The sequence below is a fragment of the Cellulophaga sp. HaHaR_3_176 genome (genome assembly GCF_019021925.1).
Taxonomy (GTDB): domain Bacteria; phylum Bacteroidota; class Bacteroidia; order Flavobacteriales; family Flavobacteriaceae; genus Cellulophaga.
Genome location: NZ_CP058990.1, coordinates 712,147 through 731,925, shown reverse-complemented (window position 1 = coordinate 731,925; position 19,779 = coordinate 712,147). Strand labels below are relative to the sequence as shown.

The 19,779-nt window shown below is 32.0% G+C and carries 8 protein-coding genes; 1 reads left to right on the top strand and 7 read right to left on the bottom strand.

The genetic code is table 11. The features are described 5' to 3' along the window. Window positions 1-12 precede the first annotated feature (12 nt). The 5 genes from H0I23_RS03075 to H0I23_RS03055 form a co-directional block, all read right to left on the bottom strand. The gene (locus H0I23_RS03075; RefSeq protein ID WP_216785003.1) at window positions 13-11,184 is read right to left on the bottom strand and encodes an Ig-like domain-containing protein; all 11,172 of its coding nucleotides are present in this window, start codon (window positions 11,182-11,184) and stop codon (window positions 13-15) included. 256 nt (window positions 11,185-11,440) lie between these two features. Next, entirely contained in the window at window positions 11,441-12,997 is a 1,557-nt protein-coding gene (locus H0I23_RS03070) for a PepSY domain-containing protein (protein ID WP_216785002.1), read from the bottom strand. A gap of 3 nt (window positions 12,998-13,000) precedes the next feature. Beyond that, complete coding sequence (locus tag H0I23_RS03065; protein WP_216785001.1) at window positions 13,001-13,300, bottom strand: hypothetical protein; 300 nt, start codon at window positions 13,298-13,300, stop codon at window positions 13,001-13,003. 422 nt (window positions 13,301-13,722) lie between these two features. Further along, on the bottom strand, window positions 13,723-14,439 hold the full coding sequence (locus tag H0I23_RS03060; protein WP_216785000.1) for a DUF4198 domain-containing protein: 717 nt from the start codon (window positions 14,437-14,439) through the stop codon (window positions 13,723-13,725). A gap of 11 nt (window positions 14,440-14,450) precedes the next feature. After that, window positions 14,451-16,847, bottom strand: coding sequence for a TonB-dependent receptor (locus H0I23_RS03055; RefSeq protein ID WP_216784999.1), 2,397 nt, complete (start codon window positions 16,845-16,847; stop codon window positions 14,451-14,453). Between the two features lie 78 nt (window positions 16,848-16,925). Here H0I23_RS03055 and H0I23_RS03050 point away from each other — a divergent pair, with 78 nt between their 5' ends. Further along, complete coding sequence (locus tag H0I23_RS03050; RefSeq protein WP_216784998.1) at window positions 16,926-17,912, top strand: helix-turn-helix transcriptional regulator; 987 nt, start codon at window positions 16,926-16,928, stop codon at window positions 17,910-17,912. 75 nt (window positions 17,913-17,987) lie between these two features. Here the strand turns inward: H0I23_RS03050 and H0I23_RS03045 are convergent, their stop codons facing one another. Then, window positions 17,988-18,575, bottom strand: coding sequence for a porin family protein (locus H0I23_RS03045; protein WP_216784997.1), 588 nt, complete (start codon window positions 18,573-18,575; stop codon window positions 17,988-17,990). Between the two features lie 295 nt (window positions 18,576-18,870). After that, window positions 18,871-19,749, bottom strand: coding sequence for a DUF808 domain-containing protein (locus H0I23_RS03040; protein ID WP_216784996.1), 879 nt, complete (start codon window positions 19,747-19,749; stop codon window positions 18,871-18,873). Window positions 19,750-19,779: the final 30 nt, after the last annotated feature.

Here is a 19,779-nt window from a genome sequence, read left to right as displayed (position 1 = left end):
TTTTTCGTTCAATTATCTATTTATATATAAATACCCTGTTTTTTGCTTTGCTTCTCCCCTTTTCAAATATTTAATTACATAAAAGTAGGTGCCTGCTGGTAATTGTTCTTTTACTTTTAAAACAGCTTTACCATTTGCTAAACCAATAAAAGCATTAGTACTATTGTTGTATGATGATGTACCAAATACTTTAGCTCCCCATCTATTATAAACCTCAACTGTATTTTCTGGAAAAGCTTCAATATTTATAATATTGAATAAAGCTTGGTTGCTATCTGGTGTAATTAAATCGTTATCTATTCGAATATCACAAGCAACATCTACTGGTGGTGTTCCTCCATTAGAGTCACAAGCATCTAAAGGATCTGTACCATCTATAACTTCTTGACCATCTAAAATTCCATCTCTATCTGTATCAGGAACCTCAGGGTCTGTACCTCTATCTTCCTCTTCTTTATTCGTCAATCCATCTTCATCACAATCAGAAGTTTCTAAAGGCGTACCTCCATCAGAATCACAATCATCTAAAGGATTTGTATTTTCAATAACTTCTTGTCCGTCAGATATCATATCTCCATCAGTATCTGGATTGTTAGGATCGGTACCTAAAGCTTCTTCTTCAGCATTTGTTAAACCATCGTTATCGAAATCATCTTCTAAAGTGATCGTATTTGAATTGGTATTACCTGCAAGATCACTTACTGTTACGTTCAAAATTGAATCATAAGTTAAAACTGGTAAAGAGCCACTAGTTGGTGTCGCTGTTTCTGTATCTAAACTCCATGTCCCATCTGTAGCAACAACAACTGTATATTCCGCTTCAGGAATTCCGTCATTATCAACATCAATAGTTACTATTAATGTTTCGTTAGGTTCTCCTTCACCTGTAATAACAGGTGTAAGATCGTCCGTTAATTGATCATTAATAATTGGTGCTGAAGTATCTATAATTACAGTAAAAACAGAAGATGGTAAACTTACATTACCAAAAATATCAGTTGCAATTGCCGTTAAATTATATGTTCCATCAGCTAAAACAGTACTTGAATAATCGAATACCCAATCGCCTGTTAAAGTTGCTGTTGTCGTACCTATTGATACTCCGTCTGCAAATATTTCTATATTTCTATCAGCCTCTGAAACACCTGTAATTGTCAATGTATTATCTGATGTAATACCATCAGCTGGTATATTAGTATCTGTACTTATAAAAGAAATAACTGGAGTTGCTACAGGAGAAACCTCAACATTATAAATTTTTGTTGCTGTGATTGTGTTGCTATTACCTGCTACATCAGTAGTTGTTATACTGCCCTCAACGGTTGTATCAGTATCTAAAACTAGATCGTTACCAGAAACTATAATACTAAATATCCCTGATGCATCTACTGTTCCTGTTATAGCTACTCCGTTAACTACTAATGTAACAGTATCTCCTGAATTAAAATCACCATTAACTGTACCTGTAATTGTTACATTCCCAGATGCTTCAGTTGCATTAATTGTATTATCAATTGTTATATCATTTATAATTAAGACTGGTACTGGTAAAACCGTATCTACAGTATAAATTTTTGTATCCGTTATTGTATTTGAATTGCCAGCAGTATCTGTCGTTGTAATACTAACATCTATAGTACTATCAACATCTGATGCGAGATCAGAACCATAAACTACAATACTAAATATTCCTGCTGCATCTATTGTTCCTGTTATTGAAACTCCGTTTATTACTAACGTAACGATATCACCTGAATTAAAATCGCCACTAACTGCACCTGTAATGGTAATTGAACCTGCTGCTTCTGTAACATTTACAATATTATCAGCTGTAACATCATCAATAGTTAATACTGGTACTGGTAAAATTGTATCTGCATTATATAACTTAGTTGCTGTACCTGTATTTGAATTACCAGAAACATCTACTGTAGTAATACTTCCATCAATAGTAGTATCTGCATCTAAGGCTAAATCAGTACCAGAAACTACAATACTATATATTCCTGCTACATCTATTGTTCCGGTTGTTGAAACTCCGTTTATTACTAGTGTAACTATATCACCAGTAGTAAAATCGCCACTAACGGTACCTGTAATTGTAATATTACCAGAAGCTTCAGTTGCATTTACTATATTATCAGCAGTAACATCATCAATAATTAAGACTGGAACTGGTAAAACCGTATCTATAGTATATAATTTTGTTGCTGTGGTTGTAGTTGTATTTCCGGCTGCATCTGCTGTTATTACAAAAGCCTCTATAGTTGTATCGGTATCTAATGCTAAATCTTTACCAGAAACTGAGATATTAAATACTCCTGCTCCATCGATTGTTCCTATTATTGAAACTCCATTAACTACTAACGTAACCGTATCGCCTGCAGTAAAATCGCCAGCAACGGTACCTGTAATAGTTATAGTACTTGCTGCTTCTGTAGCATTTACAATATTATCCGCAGTAACATCATCAATAACTAATGTTGAAGTTGGTGCTACTGTATCTACATTATATGGTTTTGTTGCTGTTGCCGTATTTGAATTACCAGCAGTATCTGTTGTTGCTATACTCCCATCAATAGTAGTATCGGCATCTAATACTAAATCAGTACCGGAAACTATAATACTAAAGACCCCTACTGTATTAACAATTCCTGTTGTTGAATTTCCATTGATTACTAAAGTAACCGTATCTCCACTAGAAAAATCACCACTAACAGTACCTGTGATATTAATAGTACCTGCAGCTTCATTAATATTTACCATATTATCTGCGGTAACATCGTCAATAATTAAAGTCGGTATTGGTGCTGTAACATCTACATTATATAATTTTATTGCTGTAGTTGTATTTGAATTACCAGCAGTGTCTGTTGTTGTTATACTTCCATCAATAGTAGTATCTGCATCTAAGGCTAAATCAGAACCAGAAACTACAATACTATATATTCCTGCTACATCTATTGTTCCGGTTGTTGAAACTCCGTTTATTACTAGTGTAACTATATCACCAGTAGTAAAATCGCCACCAACTGTACCCGTAATAGTTATATTTCCTGCTGCTTCGGTTGCATTGACAATATTATCGGCTGTAACATCATTTATCGTTAAGGTTGGTGCTGGAGCCGTAATATCTACATTATATAATTTTATTGCAGCTACTGTATTAGAGTTTCCAGCAACATCGGTTGTTGTGATACTTCCATCAATAGTAGTATCTGCATCAGAGGCTAAATTGGCTCCAGGAACGATAATACTAAATACTCCTACGGCATCTATTACTCCTGTTGCAGAAACTCCATCTATTAGTAATGTAACAATATCACCTGCAGTAAAATCACCACCAACAGTACCTGTTATTGTTACGTTCCCCGATGCTTCAGTTGCATTGACTATATTATCAGCAGTAACATCATCAATAATTAATGTTGGTACTGGTAAAACTGTATCAACATTGTATAATTTTGTTGCTGTGGTTGTACTTATATTTCCTGCAGCATCAGAAACTAAAATGCTTCCTTCTATAGTAGTATCTGCATCTAATACTAAATCAGAACCTGATACCGTAATACTAAATAAACCGACAGCATCTACTACTCCTGTTGTTGAAACTCCGTTTATTAATAATGTTACGGTATCACCAATAGTAAAATCGCCACCAACAGTACCTGTAATAATTATATTTCCTGCTGCTTCAGTTGCATTGACAATATTATCGGCTGTAACATCATCAATAACTAGTGTTGAAACTGGACTTATATTATCAATTGTTATTGGATAATCAATAGAAACAGGACTTTCATTTCCTGCCGTATCACTACTTATTGCAGTTAATATATAATCACCATCTGCTAACGTAGTTCCTGTATAATCTAAGGTAAAATTGCCAGATGCATTTGCTGTCACGATACCTAAACTTGTTCCGTCTATAAATATTTCAACTAAACTATTTGCTTCAGATGTACCACTAATAACTAATGTATTATCTGATGTTATTCCGTCTGTAGTATCAAAACCAGTATCTGTACTTATTGCTGTAATTACTGGTGCACTTGGGTCCACTGTATCAATCTCAATTGGATAATCAGAAGAAATAGGACTTTCATTTCCTGCCGTATCTGTAGTTCTAGCTATTAAAATATAGTTGCCGTCAGCAAAAGGATTCCCCGTATAATCTAAACTCCAACTACCAAAATTGTTCGATGGTACTGTTCCGATACTTAATCCTCCTAAAAATATTTCTACAGTACTATTCGCTTCTGCCGTACCTGAAATCACAAGAGTTGTATCTGAGGTTATACCATCAGTACTACTTCTACCAGTATCTGTTGTAATTGCTGTTATTACTGGTACAATCGGATCTACAGTATCAATTGTAAATGGAAAATTAGTAGATGTTGTACTTATATTACCTGCTAGATCTGTAGCTACACCTGTTAAATTATAATCGCCATCAACTAAAATTGTTCCTGTATAATCTAAGCTAAAAACTCCTGAACTATTTGTAGTTACTGAGCCTAAACTTGTACCATCTAAATATACTTCTACTACGCTATTTGCTTCTGAGGTACCACTAAATAGTAATGAATTGTCTGATGTAATTTGATCTCCATTGATACCAGTATCGTCAGTAATTGCTGTAAATACCGGTGGTGATGGATTCGTTGTATCTATTGTAATAGAAAAATTAGAGGATATACCGCTAATATTACCTGCAATATCTGTAGCTCGAGTAGTTAATATATAATTTCCATCAGCTAAAGTCGTCCCCGTATAGTCAACAATCCATTGACCACTATTATTAGCTGTTACAGTACCTATAAGTGTACCATCTAAAAATAATTCAACAATATCGTTTTCTCCTGAAGCTCCATTAATTAAAAGTGTATTATCTGATGTTATTCTATCAAAAGCACTAGCTCCTGTATCATTTGTAATTGCAATTATAACAGGTGAAAAAGGTATACCAGTATCTACCGTAAAAGGAAAATCAGCAGAAGAGCTACCTATATTTCCTGCAACATCAGTTGCTATAGCTGTTAGAGTAAATTCATTATTTGATAATGTAACACCAGTATGGTCGAAAGAAAAATTGCCAGAACTATTTGTTGTTACAGTTCCTAAACTTATACCGTCTAAAAATATTTGCACTGAACTATTTGGTTCAGATGTTCCATTAAAAAACAACGTGTTATCTGAAGTAATCGCATCTACAGAGCTGCGACCAGTATCATCACTAATTGATGTAATTATAGGTACATTAGGATTTATTAGATCTAAATTATAAAGTTTTGTTGCAGCAATTGTTGTCGAATTGCCTGCGGTATCAGTAGTTGTAACACTTCCGTCTATTGTTGTATCTGCATCATTCGCTAAATTAGAACCCGAAATTGTGATACTAAATACTCCAGAGCCATCAATTATGCCTTGTGTTGATATTCCATTAATAAGCAATGTAACTATATCGCTTGTTGTAAAATCACCTCCAACAGTTCCTGTGATAATAATAGTACCAGCCGCTTCACTTGTATTTACTATATTATCTGCAGTTACATCATTTATAGTTAAGGTTGGTATTGGAGCTGTAATATCTACATTGTATAATTTTGTTGCAGCAATTGTTGTAGTGTTTCCTGCTATATCAGTCGTTGTAAAACTACCATCAATTGTAGTATCAGGGTCAGTTACTAAATCAGAACCAGAAACTGTAATACTAAATATTCCTAAACCATCGATTATGCCTTGTGTTGATACTCCATTAATAAGCAATGTAACCGTATCACCACTACTAAAATCACCACCAACGGTTCCTGTAATTATTATATTACCTGCTGCTTCAACTATATTTACTGTATTATCTGCAGTAACATTATCAATAGTTAAGGTTGGTATTGGAGCAGTAACATCTACATTATATAATTTTGTTGCAGCAATTGTTGTTGAGTTACCTTCGGTATCTGTTGTTGTAACACTTCCATCTATTGTTGTATCGGTATCGCTTACCAAATCAGAACCTGATACCGTTATAGTAAATACACCCAAATTATTAATGGTAACTTGAGTTGATATTCCATTAATAAGTAACGTAACTGTATCGCCATTATTAAAATCACCTCCAACAGTTCCTGTGATAATAATAGTACCAGCCGCTTCAGTTGAGTTTATAATATTATCTGTAGTTACATTATCAATTGTTAACGTTGGTAATGGACCTGTAATATCTACATTGTACAATTTTGTTGCTGTAATTGTTGTTGGATTGCCTGCGGTATCTGTTGTTGTAAAACTACCATCAATTGTAGTGTCAGGGTCGGTCGCTAAATCAGAACCAGAAACTGTAACACTAAATAAACCTCCAGCATCAATAATGCCTTGAGTTGAAACTCCGTTTATAAGTAAAGTAACGGTATCTCCACTACTAAAATCACCACCAACGGTTCCTGTAATTAGTATATTACCTGCTGCTTCAGCTGAATTTACGGTATTATCGGCAGTAACATCATTTATAGTTAAGGTTGGTATTGGTGCCGTAATATCTACATTGTATAATTTTGTTGCTGTTACGGTTGTTGAATTGCCTGCTGTATCTACTGTTGTAAAACTACCATCAATCGTGGTATCTGTATCGATTGATAAATCAGAACCTGATACCGTAATACTAAATATTCCAAAACTATCAATTGTGCCTTGTGTTGAAACTCCGTTTACAAGCAGTGTAACCGTATCGCCACTATTAAAGTCACCACCAACAGTTCCTGTAATTAGTATATTACCTGCTGACTCAGTCGAATTTACTATATTATCTGCTGTTACATCATTAATTGTTAAGGTTGGTGCTGGAGCTACAAGTGCTAGATTATATGATTTTGTTGCCGTTACAGTCGTTGAATTACCTGCTGTATCTGCTGTTGTAAAACTTGCGTTTATAGTTGTATCAACATCATCAGCTAAATCAGAACCTAATACCGTAATATTAAATTCTCCCAAAGCATTAATGGTACCTTGGGTTGCAACGCTGTTTATAAGTAACGTAACGGTGTCACCACTACTAAAATCACCATCAACTTTACCTGTAATAACTATAGTACCTGCTGCTTCGTTTAAATTTATCGTATTATCGGCAGTAACATCGTTTATCGTTAAGGTTGAAACTGGTCTTGTAATATCTACATTATAAAGTTTTGTTGTTGTAACGGTCGTTGAATTGCCTGCTGTATCTACTGTTGTAAAACTACCATCAATAGTGGTATCTACATCGATTGCCAAATCAGAACCAGAAACTGTAATACTAAATAAACCTCCAGCATCAATAATGCCTTGAGTTGAAACTCCGTTAATAAGTAAAGTAACGGTATCTCCATTACTAAAGTCACCTCCGACTGTACCTGTAATTACTATAATACCTGCTGCTTCTGTAGAATTTACCGTATTATCCGCAGTAACATCATCAATAGTTAAGGTTGGTACTGGTGAAACTACATCTATATTATACAATTTTGTTGCATCAATTGTTGTCGAATTACCTGCCGTATCAGTAGTTGTAACACTTCCGTCTATCGTTGTATCTGCATCATTCGCTAAATCAGAACCCGCAACCGAAATACTAAATAAACCTGAAGCATCAATTGTACCTTGAGTTGAAACTCCATTAATAAGTAAAGTAACGGTATCTCCACTAGTAAAGTCACCTCCAACAGTTCCTGTAATTAATACATTACCTGCTGCTTCAGTCGAATTTACTGTATTATCGGCAGTTACATCATTTATAGTTAAAGTTGGTATTGGAGCCGTGATATCTACATTATACAATTTTGTTGATGTAATTGTAGTTGAATTACCTGCTGTGTCTGTTGTTGTAAAATTTGCATCAATAGTCGTATCAATATCTGCTGACAAATTAAAACCTGAAACAGTAATACTAAATTCACCTGCATTATCAACCGTACCTTGAGATGAAATACCATTAATTAATAAGGTAACAACATCACCATTCGTAAAGTCGTCAGCAATTGTACCTGTAATAATAACATTACCTGCTGCTTCAGCTGAATTTACTGTATTATCGGCAGTTACATCATTTATAGTTAAGGTTGGTGCTGGAGCCGTAATATCTACATTATATAATTTTGTAGCTGTAATTGTCGTTGAATTGCCAGCAGTATCTGTCGTTGTAAAACTACCATCAATAGTAGTATCAATATCATCTGTTAAATCAGAACCTAATACCGTAATATTAAATGTGCCAAGATTATCGATTGTACCTTGAGTTGAAACTCCATTAATAAGTAAAATTACCGTATCTCCACTAGTAAAATCACCTCCAACAGTTCCTGTAATTGTAATATTGCCTGCTGCTTCAGCTGAATTTATAATATTATCCGTGGTTACATTATCAATAGTAAAGGTTGGTACTGGTGCTATAATAGCAACATTGTACAATTTTGTCGCTGTTACGGTCGTTGAATTCCCTACTGAGTCAGATGCTGTAACATTTGCATCTATAGTTGTATCAACGTCATCAACTAAATCTGCCCCCGAAACAGTGATATTAAAAATACCTGCGTTATCAATTGCTCCTGTTATTGAAACACTATTGATTATTAAAGTAACTATATCTCCTGTTGTAAATTCACCACCAACGGTTCCTGTAATTATAATATCGCCCGCTGCTTCAACTATATTTACGGTATTATCGATAGTAACATCGTTTATACTTAAGGTAGGAATAGGTGCTAATGTATCAATGATAACTGAGTCTTGATGCGTTAAGCCATCGTTCCCTAAACTATCAGATAAAAATGCTGTAATTGTTAATGTATTTCCTTCTCCTGGGTTCGGAAATGTTGTATTTATTACACCTGCTGTAATATCTGCAGCAGATAGCGTTTGTGATATTCCATTTATAGTTAACACATCATTTTCAACAGCATCTATTGGTAAACTGATAGTTACATTTATAGGTACAATAAGTTCTGTGTTGTTTATAAATCCATCATTATTAACATCTTCAACGATAGTAACTACGGGTGCACTCGGTGGCACATCATCAAAAGTTAAGGTTGCATTATCTGATGTTAATTCACCACATGCGAAAGTTTCATCTGTTATGAATACTCTATATTGATACCCATCTTCATTTATGGTAACACCTGTTAATGTAAGTGTAGCTGTATTACTATCGGTATAAATATCTGTTGTATTTGTAACATCAATATCAACAAAACCAACACCTGACTGATCATCTACTTGCCACTGATATGCTAATAAATTACCTGTAGCAGTAACTGTAAATATTTCTGGATTCGTGCCATTTGTAAGTACATCTTGTGGTTGATCTGTTGGGTTTGTTATAGTTGGTGTTTGCCCTGGTTGTTGAAAATCTAATTTTGTATTTCCTAAACCACTATCTTTATTTTCAGGTGTTGTATACCCATCGGTTACTGTTGAACCTATTACCAATCCATCTGAGTTTACACTAGTTGGCGTATCTCCCAAAAGACCATCTGAATTTACATCGGTATACCCTGCTTCAAGAACATCATTACACAAATCGCCATCAGCATCTAAACTTATAAAATCAGGTATACCATCAGGTGAAGCCTCTGAATCTGCTAAAATATAATTTACTGCTCCACTATTTTCTCCTCCTGTAGATTGTATTGAATTTACAATACCATCGGTACCAACAGCACCAGTTAATCTTCCGTTTGTATGAGCGTTGTTATGCCCAGCTTCAACAGCATCATAAATACCATCGTTATCACTATCTAAATCTATAAAGTCAGCAACAGTATCATTATCAAAGTCTCTATCTTTACAAGCAAAAATTATAATTTCTATTTCGTCATTAACTAATCCTGCTACAACTTGATTGAACTGTAAAGTAAAGGTTGATATTCTTTGATTGATTTGTAAGGAACCTGCTGCAGTACCATCACTATCATTTTGCGTACTTTCTGCTGAGTACGATGCTGAGGTTGGTAGGCCTACTCCTCCATCTCTGGCTGTAGTTGCTGTTGTTACAAAATCGTAAGTACCAGCTAATCTAGACCATGTTACGCCATTTAATAAGGTTACATCTTTTGTTGTCTGATTACCGTCTGTATCACTACCTCCTATTCTATCTAAATGAATTGATGGCCTATCTACAATAACAGGATTGTCTAATGCATCAACAAAAGATATTGTAATCGTACTACCATCAAGATAAGAGGACTCTAATGCTGTATTAGCACTTAAGTTTTCTGACCAAAAATTACCTGCTGTAAATGTTCCATTTGTAAAATTTGTAGTATTTGTGGTTGTTACTTTAGCTATTACTCCATTTCCATAATCAAACGATGCTGTAGTACCTGAAACTAACCAATTATTAGATTTTACAGGCGTACATTTTCCTTCGTCAACATCTAATATTCCATCATTATCATCATCATCGTCACAACTATTATTTAAACCATCTCCATCACTATCATTTGGTGTTATAGTGCCTAAAATAGCTCCGTAAGTACAAGGATTTATTACCAAATTTGATAATGCAAATTCTACAGTATCGCTACCTGATCCTAAAAAACCACCAGTTATTTCTGTATTTATTGAAAATGAGTTTGTTAATGCATTTAACTGAACACTACCTCCGCCTGAACAACCTGCTAAACCACTTAATAAAAACCCTGTATTAGATCGAAAGCTAGTTGCTGTGGCTTCAAAACTATCGGAAGCATTAACGTTTAACTCCGTCCACGTACCAGAAACAGGACTTAAATTAAAAACACCTGTTGCACTACCTAAAGTAGCAAAGGTACCCACTTTATCAGCGTGTAGTATTGGGTTTTCTATTTCTATAGGTTGATTTGTTATAGCATCAAAAAAACTAAAAACTATCGTTCCAACATCGCCATCAACATTAACACCTAATGAGGGATTACCAAATATTGAAGGGTCACTAAAAGTTTCAGACGAGCAGTCCATAACTTCAGCACCTGTGATTGAGATATCTGAACCAGCTAAAGAAGCTTCTACACGAACTAGACCATCAGAACTAGTTGTTTGCCAAACACCAGCAACATTGGACCATGTTCCTGTTTTTTGAGCGTTTGCAGTATATAATGAAAAAAACATAGCAATTAGAAATACAATATTTCTAACAACTATGGTTTTTTGTTTGTTGTTTGATAATCTTATCATTTAGTTAAATAATATTCAACTGAGCATATTAACTATACTACGAAAAGTAGTTAGAAAATATCTTCTAATTTTTTGATAAAGAAAATCTAAACTAAAAGAAGGTTGAAACTAATGTTGTGAACCTTCATAAAAATAGCATGAAACAAGACAAGTTTGTCTTTTAACAATTTAAAAACATCGATAAAATACATTCTTATAACTAATAAAAACAGTTAGTTATCGATGAAGTGTCTTTTTTTTTAACTTAAATAAGTGTTTAATTTTTATCTATTTTGCTCTTTTTATTTAGCTTTAAAAAAACAGAAAAACCGACAATAGAAAGTAGTATCCAAAAAAGATCAATTATAAAAATTTGATCATACCCTTTGGTAAAAGATTCCCATATCCAATTTCCTGTCATTACCCCATTTACAACAGGTACAAATAACCCAAAAACACTTCCTAAAAACATAGTTGTTTTATTTGTAAACGAATTATCTCTTTTAATTAAAAACCAAATTATAAATAACAACCAACCTATAAAATAGAAATTATAAATAAAAGCTTGAGTTACTGGTTGAGTTATTTTTACAGCTATAAATGATAGCGCGGTAATTGGGTACATACTTAAACATATTGCTAAATATATTCGTACGACTCTTTCGTTAAAACGACGCTTTTTTTCTGGAATACTTTTTTTATCTCTTGCGACTAACCAAATCATAACTCCTGACATGATAACAAAGCAAGTTATTAAGCCTAGTAAAAAACTTATCGTTTTTAACGCATAACCTCCATAATCGCCATAATGTATACGGAACAGAACATTTTTAACGATATCTAAATAACTCGTTTCTGTAACTGGGTTTTTCTGTAAAACAATTTCATTTGTTTTAGCTTTAAAAATTACTCCTCCTACTCCATTAAATTGCTGTTTATAATCTAAATGACCTGAAACTGAAACATGCATATTTTCATCATTATAATTAAAAATATGTATTTCGTTTACTAGAAAATCATCCCATAATCGTTTTGTAGCATCTACGTATGAATTTATATTCACAGGTTTACTTAATACTAAATTATCACTTTCAAAATTTGGGTGACTGTATTCTAAATCATCATAAAAAGTACGCTGATCCCCGTCATATAAAACTGCAATACTTGGCGCTACTAAAAGTAACTTAATCATAAAAAACGCACCTGTAACGGCATACACGAATTGGAAAGGCAAACCCAACACACCTAATGTAGTATGGGCATCAGTCCACATTGTTTTTAATTTCTCTAATGGCCTAAAAACATAAAAATTTGAAATAATTTTTTTCCAATGTACCAAAACACCTGTTACTATAGCAAATAAAAAAAATAAGGCTACAAAACCCGATACATAGTAGCCTATCGGATATTTAACCTGTGCTAAAAAATGTAACCTGTACAAGAATTCGCCTAAAGAATAAGAGTCTATATATGACTCTTGCTTAAATGTTTTTGTATCTAAATAAAAGAACCTTTTTATTTTAGCCTCTTCAGGTGCCAAAGTATCTTTTGAAGCAGAAATAGAAACACTTAACTTTTGCTCATTAAAGTATTTTTTTATCTCTACATCTCTACCTTGTAAAGCATGTGTATGCTCTAAAGAATCTAATATAATATTTAAATTACTATTTATTTCTTCACTACTATTTACAATATCATTACGTTCCCAGTTTACTATTTCATCTCTAAAAAAAGAAAAAGAACCTGCAAAAAATATGATATAAAGTACAACACTAATTACTATTCCACTGACAGTATGGGTATGAAAAAGTATATTATAGGTTCTGTTTTTCATTTCTTAAGAATATATTGGATTGTACATTTTACCTATGTATATTATTATTGAAAAAATAAAAGAGAGTATTAAATAAATACCCCAAATTCTCCAACCACTTTTAGCTATAAAAGCGATTACCATTAAGGCTACCCAAACAATAAAAACTGTAAAACTAGAGCTGATAATCACATTTATTGGATTAAATAAATATGCCAATGCCAAATGAAAAGTAATAGCTACTAAATAGCCTCCCAAAAATGCAGCTGTTACTTTTAAAAATTGTTGTTTTGGAGACGATAAATATTTTTTATTAGCAGGCATAACTTCTATTTAGAGAATAAAAAATTCTAGTAAAGAGGAAAAAAAAAATAAAATTAAAACGTTTTTATAATTTATTAGTTTTAATGGCACCAACAATACAATTACACTTGCTGCTGTCATTAAATTAATTAAAAAAAACAGAGCTCCACTCACTACACCAAAATATAATAAGTGAATTACAAAACTTAAAATCATACAAAAAACACCTAAGGCTTTTGCTTGCTTGGGGTACTTAGTTATATAATTCTCAAAACCAAACCCTTCAAATTTGATTGCTCTTTTTGAAGTATTAAATAAGATGTAAAAAGCCGTAAATAGTATTAAAATTGCTAATGAAACCATTGTTTTTTGTAATTAAAACAACTCTGAGCTAAAAAAACTCAGAGTTGTAAGAGAAAATAATAAACTAACTCAACTTAGCTTTATTGAATACAGTAAGTGGTACAATGCCAAATAAACTCATAAGCTTCTCCTTTATAAGTACCAGGCTCTCTTTCTTCAAAAGTAGTTTCTATTATATATTTGGTTTCCCACGGTAGCTTAAAACTTACATACCCGTTTTCATCAGTTTCTAAAGTTTTTGTCCACAAATCAGATACATAAACCTTAAATTCATTTTTTGCCAGAGGTTCATTTTTATAAAAAACTTGAAGTTTTTTCTCTCCTTTAATTGTAGAAACATCTTTTACGGTTATACCCGTATCGTTAGCAACTGCCGTTTCTGTATTTTTTTCGCCTACTTGTACTTTTGCTACTGCATTATAATGCGTTTTAAATATGCCAAAATCATACTTAGTATAATCAATAACATCAATTTTATCGTTATTTAAAACCACAGTATAAACACCATTAGTTTTTGGAGTAAAATAACCCAAATAATAATCTTCTTTAGCTGTTACAATTAATGGTAGTTTATTACCTTTTTCATCAACTATCAAAATTTTAAAATCTTTTACTTTAGGAAAGTTTTCACCATTTATTTTTTCGGTAATACCATACGTATACTCTCCATAAAACACCTTAACTTCTTGCTGTTCTCCTATTTTTCCTTCCGGATTGGTTTCTATCCATAAATAATGAGCAAAAGATGATGCTGTAGTAAAAAGTAGAAATACTAAGGTTAAAATTGACTTTTTCATTCTGCAGTGTTTTAAAATTTATAAGTGAAATTGGCTAACAGAGCTCTTGGTTGCTGTGGTGTTATCGTTGACCAGCCATTGTAATATTCTTTATTAAAAGCATTGTTTAATTTAAGACCAATTCTATAGTTTTCTGAAGCATAAAATAGGGATGCATTGAAAATTGTATAGCCTGGCAAAACAAAATTACCAGATGGTGCATACCCTATATTTAAAACATCTCTTTCGCTTGTTCCGTTAAAACCAGCTCCAAAACCAAAACCTTCTAAAGCTCCGTTTTGAAAATTATAATTTGCCCAAAAATTATAAATTGATTCTGGACCAGCTTCTACTGGGCGTTGCCCTATTGAATCAGGATTATCAGATTCTGTAATTTCACTTTTATTATTACTATATCCTGCTTTTATATTTAAACCAGAAATAGGGTTTGCATTAAGTTCAATTTCAAAACCTTTACTTTCTATTTCTCCATCTTGTATTTTATTAAAAGCGTTGTTTGGGTCTGTCATTACTTTATCAGATACCTGAATAGCATAATAACTAACTGTAGCATTAAATCTATTATTTAATATATTTGTTTTTAACCCAAACTCTAATTGGTTGGCTTGCTCTGGTCGGAAAGTTTTTAAGGTTTGAGCTCCTTCACTAGGGTCACCAACTAAGGTTGGTGAAATATTACTAAAGCCATTTTGGTAATTTCCAAAAACAGATAGTTTTTCTAATATAGGTTGGTACATTAACCCAAATTTTGGAGAAACTGCAAATTGATCAAAATCGTCTTCAGTATCAGTTACATCACCTTCTTGATCGAAAAAATCTAATCGAACACTTGCCATAGCAGATAATGCTGGTGTAAAATTAATTACATCAGATACATACGTACTGTACACATGACTTTTTGTTTTTTGATTGTTGTTATTTGCTGTTGCCAACGCCCCATCAACACCTGCTGTAGTTAAAGGAAAACCTTCTTCTATTGTATTACCATCAGGAGTAATAGATCCATAATACACATAACTACTACTATTATCTACACCAGTTAAATTGTAATAATCGACTCCTGCAACCATTCTATTTCTAAGATTGCCTATTTTAAAATCCCCAATAAAATTTTGTTGAAAATCTGTAGTTTGTGAAGATGCATTTTGCTTATTTAAAAATCTTGAAAAAACACCTTCACCTGTAAGGTCATATAAATAGGTATAATAGCCATCTGTAGATGTATTACTTTTTGATAGTATCGTTTGCGAATTCCAAGTATCAGAAAGCTTATAATCCATTTCAACTCTATAATTTGCTGTTGGATTTTTTAATGTCAGTGCATTACTCGTAAAACTCAATTTGTTATTATACCCTAACTCATCTAAATCTGCATATTGTATTGGTCCACCTCTACTTAAAAAAAGCATGGTTGGGTTCGTTCGTTCTGATGTAGAAATTTCACTATAAAAAGAAAAAGACAACTTATTATTTACTTGATAAGATAAAGATGGAGCTACAAAAAATGATTTACTAAAACCTGTATCTTGAAAACTATCTTCTGTATGGTATGATGTATTTAATCTAAAATAAATATTATCTTCTTTATCTAAAGGTGTATTAAAATCGCCCGTAATAATATTTAATCCATAGGTACCTGAGGTAAATGATAACTGACCGCCAGAACCTTTATAAGGCTTTTTTGTTACTACATTTATTAAACCTCCGTATGATGTTACTGTGCTACCAAACAAAGTTGCCGAAGGGCCTTTTACCACTTCAATTCGCTCAATATTAGCGGCATTAATAGTACCATTAGTTAAACCTGGAACTCCGTTTACTAACTGAGGCTGTGTACTAAAACCTCTTAAAGAATAAAAACCTGCTCCATCACCACCACGCCCTGTAGATGTCCATAATTGTTCTATACCTACAGCATTTTTAAGAGCATCTTGAAAATTAGTAACTACCTGAGATTCTAATAACTCTGTAGTAATGGTGCTATAAACTTGGGTGTTCTCAATATCTTTTAATGGTAGTTTAGACACATAAGCAGTCTGTTTTCTAGCAAATTTATTTGTTCTTTCTGCTGATATTACTACTTCTTGTAATATTTCTGTACCTTCTAAAAGTACTAGTGTACCTATGTCTGCTATTTCATTTTCATTAATGTTTACTTGCAACTCTTTTGTTTTATACCCTAAAAAAGAAATTTTTAAGGTTTGTTGCTTTGCTCCTATATTGTTTATAAGAAAATCACCATCAAAATTAGTTTGTACACCCTGTGATGCATTTTGAACTATAATATTTACTCCAAATAATGGATTTCCATTATTATCAGTTACCAATCCTTTTACACCACCTGTTTGAGCATAAGAAAAGAATACCGCCCCAAAAATAAAAAATAGGTTAAGTAATTTTTTTGTCATTTTATTAGTTATTTTTAATTAGTCTAAATAAGTTTGTTGCAAAAATAGAAAGTTTCACATTGTATTAAATGACTAGAAATGATAAAAAAAAGACGTGATTTTAATAATTGTGAAAAAATTGAAATAGATGGTGATATTTATAGTCTTGCAGATAAAATTGCAATTAAAACAAATTATCAAACACCAGATAATATTGCTGTAAGCCAATATCACCTATTACCAAAATATGGTACAGGATCTATTTTAAATTTTAAAACAGATGAAATAGACATTACAATTAGTAAATATAAATTAGATGCAGATGTGGTTTATACTTTACCTATTAATAAAGAGATTTTACAAATAAGTTTTCTTTTAACTGGTGAAAAAATAATACAATTAGAAGATGACAAGGTGCTTTATTATGAAAATAAGGAGTCGTACATGGCTAATATTAAAAACTTTAAAGGCAGTATTAAAATACTAAGTCAGAAAGTTTTTAAAGAAATAAAAATAAATTTAGAAGAATCTTTTTTGATTCAACAAGGGTTTTTAAACGATTTTGATTTAAAAAAAATAACAGATCGAAAGTTAATACTTCCTATTACTGATGAAATATTTCAAATTTTGTTAAACTTAGAACAAAAAGATATTTCTAGCATATCAAATAAATTGTATTTAAAAGCGAAAACATTTGAACTTATAGCTATTCAAATGGAGCATTATAAAAAAAGGGAAAATTCATTAATCCCAATTACTCAAGATAAAACTTTGAAAAAACTGTATGCTACAAAACAACTGATCAAATCTAATATTCATGTAAATTATAAAGTGAATGATTTAGGTGACGAAATTGGGTTACCTGGTTATTCTTTAAATAAAGAGTTTATTAGAATTTTCGGACATTCAATTAATGAATATAGTTATAATGAAAAAATGAAAACGGCAAAGTTAATGCTAGAAAATACAAATAAACTAGTATACCAAATAGCAGAAGAAGTTGGTTATAAAAATGCAACTCATTTTACAGCCGCTTTTAAACGAAAATTTAATAGTACTCCAAAAAAGTATAGAAATGAAGTATAAAAATAAAAAGCCCTATATAAAATATAGAGCTTTTATTACTTTCTTAAAATTTAAGAAATATGGGTTATGTCTTTTTTAAAACATGTAACCAACACCTGCTGATATTACAGAATTATGAACGTCTGTATCTTCAATAAGTTGAGAAAAACCGTACGTATACCTTCCTTGTACGAAGAATTTTTCTGCAAATTTATACTCCAAACCAGCTGTAAGTCCTAAATCAAAATCTCTTACAACATCAGAATCGATATCACCACCATTATTACTCGGGTCAAAATCTATTTCTTCATTTACTTTAAAACCAAATTGAGGTCCGGCTTGAATATTAAAACCATCAAATAAATATGCTTTTAAAAGAATAGGAACTTGAATATATCCTACTTGAAATTCACTATTACCTTGATTTGGATCATCAGAAAGATCAAAACCTTGACCTGAGTAAAAAACTTCAGGTTGTATTGATAAATTTTCCGAAAGTGGAGCTTCTAATAATAAACCAGCATAAAAACTCGTACGTGAATCAGGGCTTTCAAAGCCATCTCCTGTTACGCTCGAAAAGTTCACACCACCTTTCACTCCTAATTGAACTTTTTCTGACCATGCTTGTGCCGAAACAAAATATCCTGCAAATAAAAACGCGATTAATGCAACTTGTTTTTTCATTTTTATATTTATTTTAAATTAATATTCTGCTAAATTAAAAGGTGTAAAATGACACTTTTGAACCTAAAGAACAGATTTTTGACTTAAAAAAAATATACTTTATAAGGCATTCATTATTAGAAAATTATAAACGTTAAAAATTTCCCTTCTCAACTAAATAATATAGAAATAAACTAAAAATGGTTTTTTGATATTAAATGACAATAAAAAAAGAGCTTTATTATCTAGAGTTAAATACTCTAAATAATAAAGCTCTTTTACAATGCTTAAATTATTTTACTATCTACATGAAAATTTACTTTTTCTTTTTAAATATCATTTTAAACAAGTTTACAATAAGTACTACAACTGCACCAATTACCAAACCTAAAAGAAACTCTTTAAGCATACTCGGTAATGGTACTTGTTCTAAAATGTCGTGTAAAAAATGAACGTTATGTGCAAATACACCACCTGCTACAGAAAGTAGAGCTAATGTACCTACAACCGCTAAAATTTTAATTATCCATGGTAAAGCACTAACTAAAACTCTCCCTACTTTATCTGAAAAACTATTATCTCTTTCGTTTAAATTAATAAGCTTTAAACCAAATTCATCCATTCTTACAATTAAAGCTACAATACCATAGACCCCTACTGTTGCAATGATAGCTATTATAGTAACTACCATAATTTGAGTAGAAATAATTTCATCAGTAACGGTACCTAATGCTATGATTACAATTTCTACAGATAGAATAAAATCAGTTACAATTGCTGATTTTATACGGCCTTTTTCTAAAGATTGAAGTTCTTCTATTGTAATATTTTCATCTAATAGATTTTCTTTTTCATGTTTATGGCCTGCTAAAAATTCATATACTTTTTCAGCACCTTCGTAAGCTAAATAAAGTCCTCCGAGTACAAGTATAATTGTAACTGCAATAGGTATAAAAGCGCTTAATAAAAATGCAAAAGGTAAAATTATGAGTTTGTTTAAGAATGAACCTTTTGTAATAGCCCATAACACAGGTAACTCTCTATCAGAGATAAAACCAGAAGCTTTTTCTGCATTTACTGCTAAGTCATCTCCTAAAATACCTGCCGTTTTCTTAGCTGCAACTTTACTCATTACAGCTACATCGTCCATAAGTGCGGCTATATCATCTAATAATGCAAAAAAACCTGATGCCATATATTATTTATTCTATTTTAAAGATGTTAA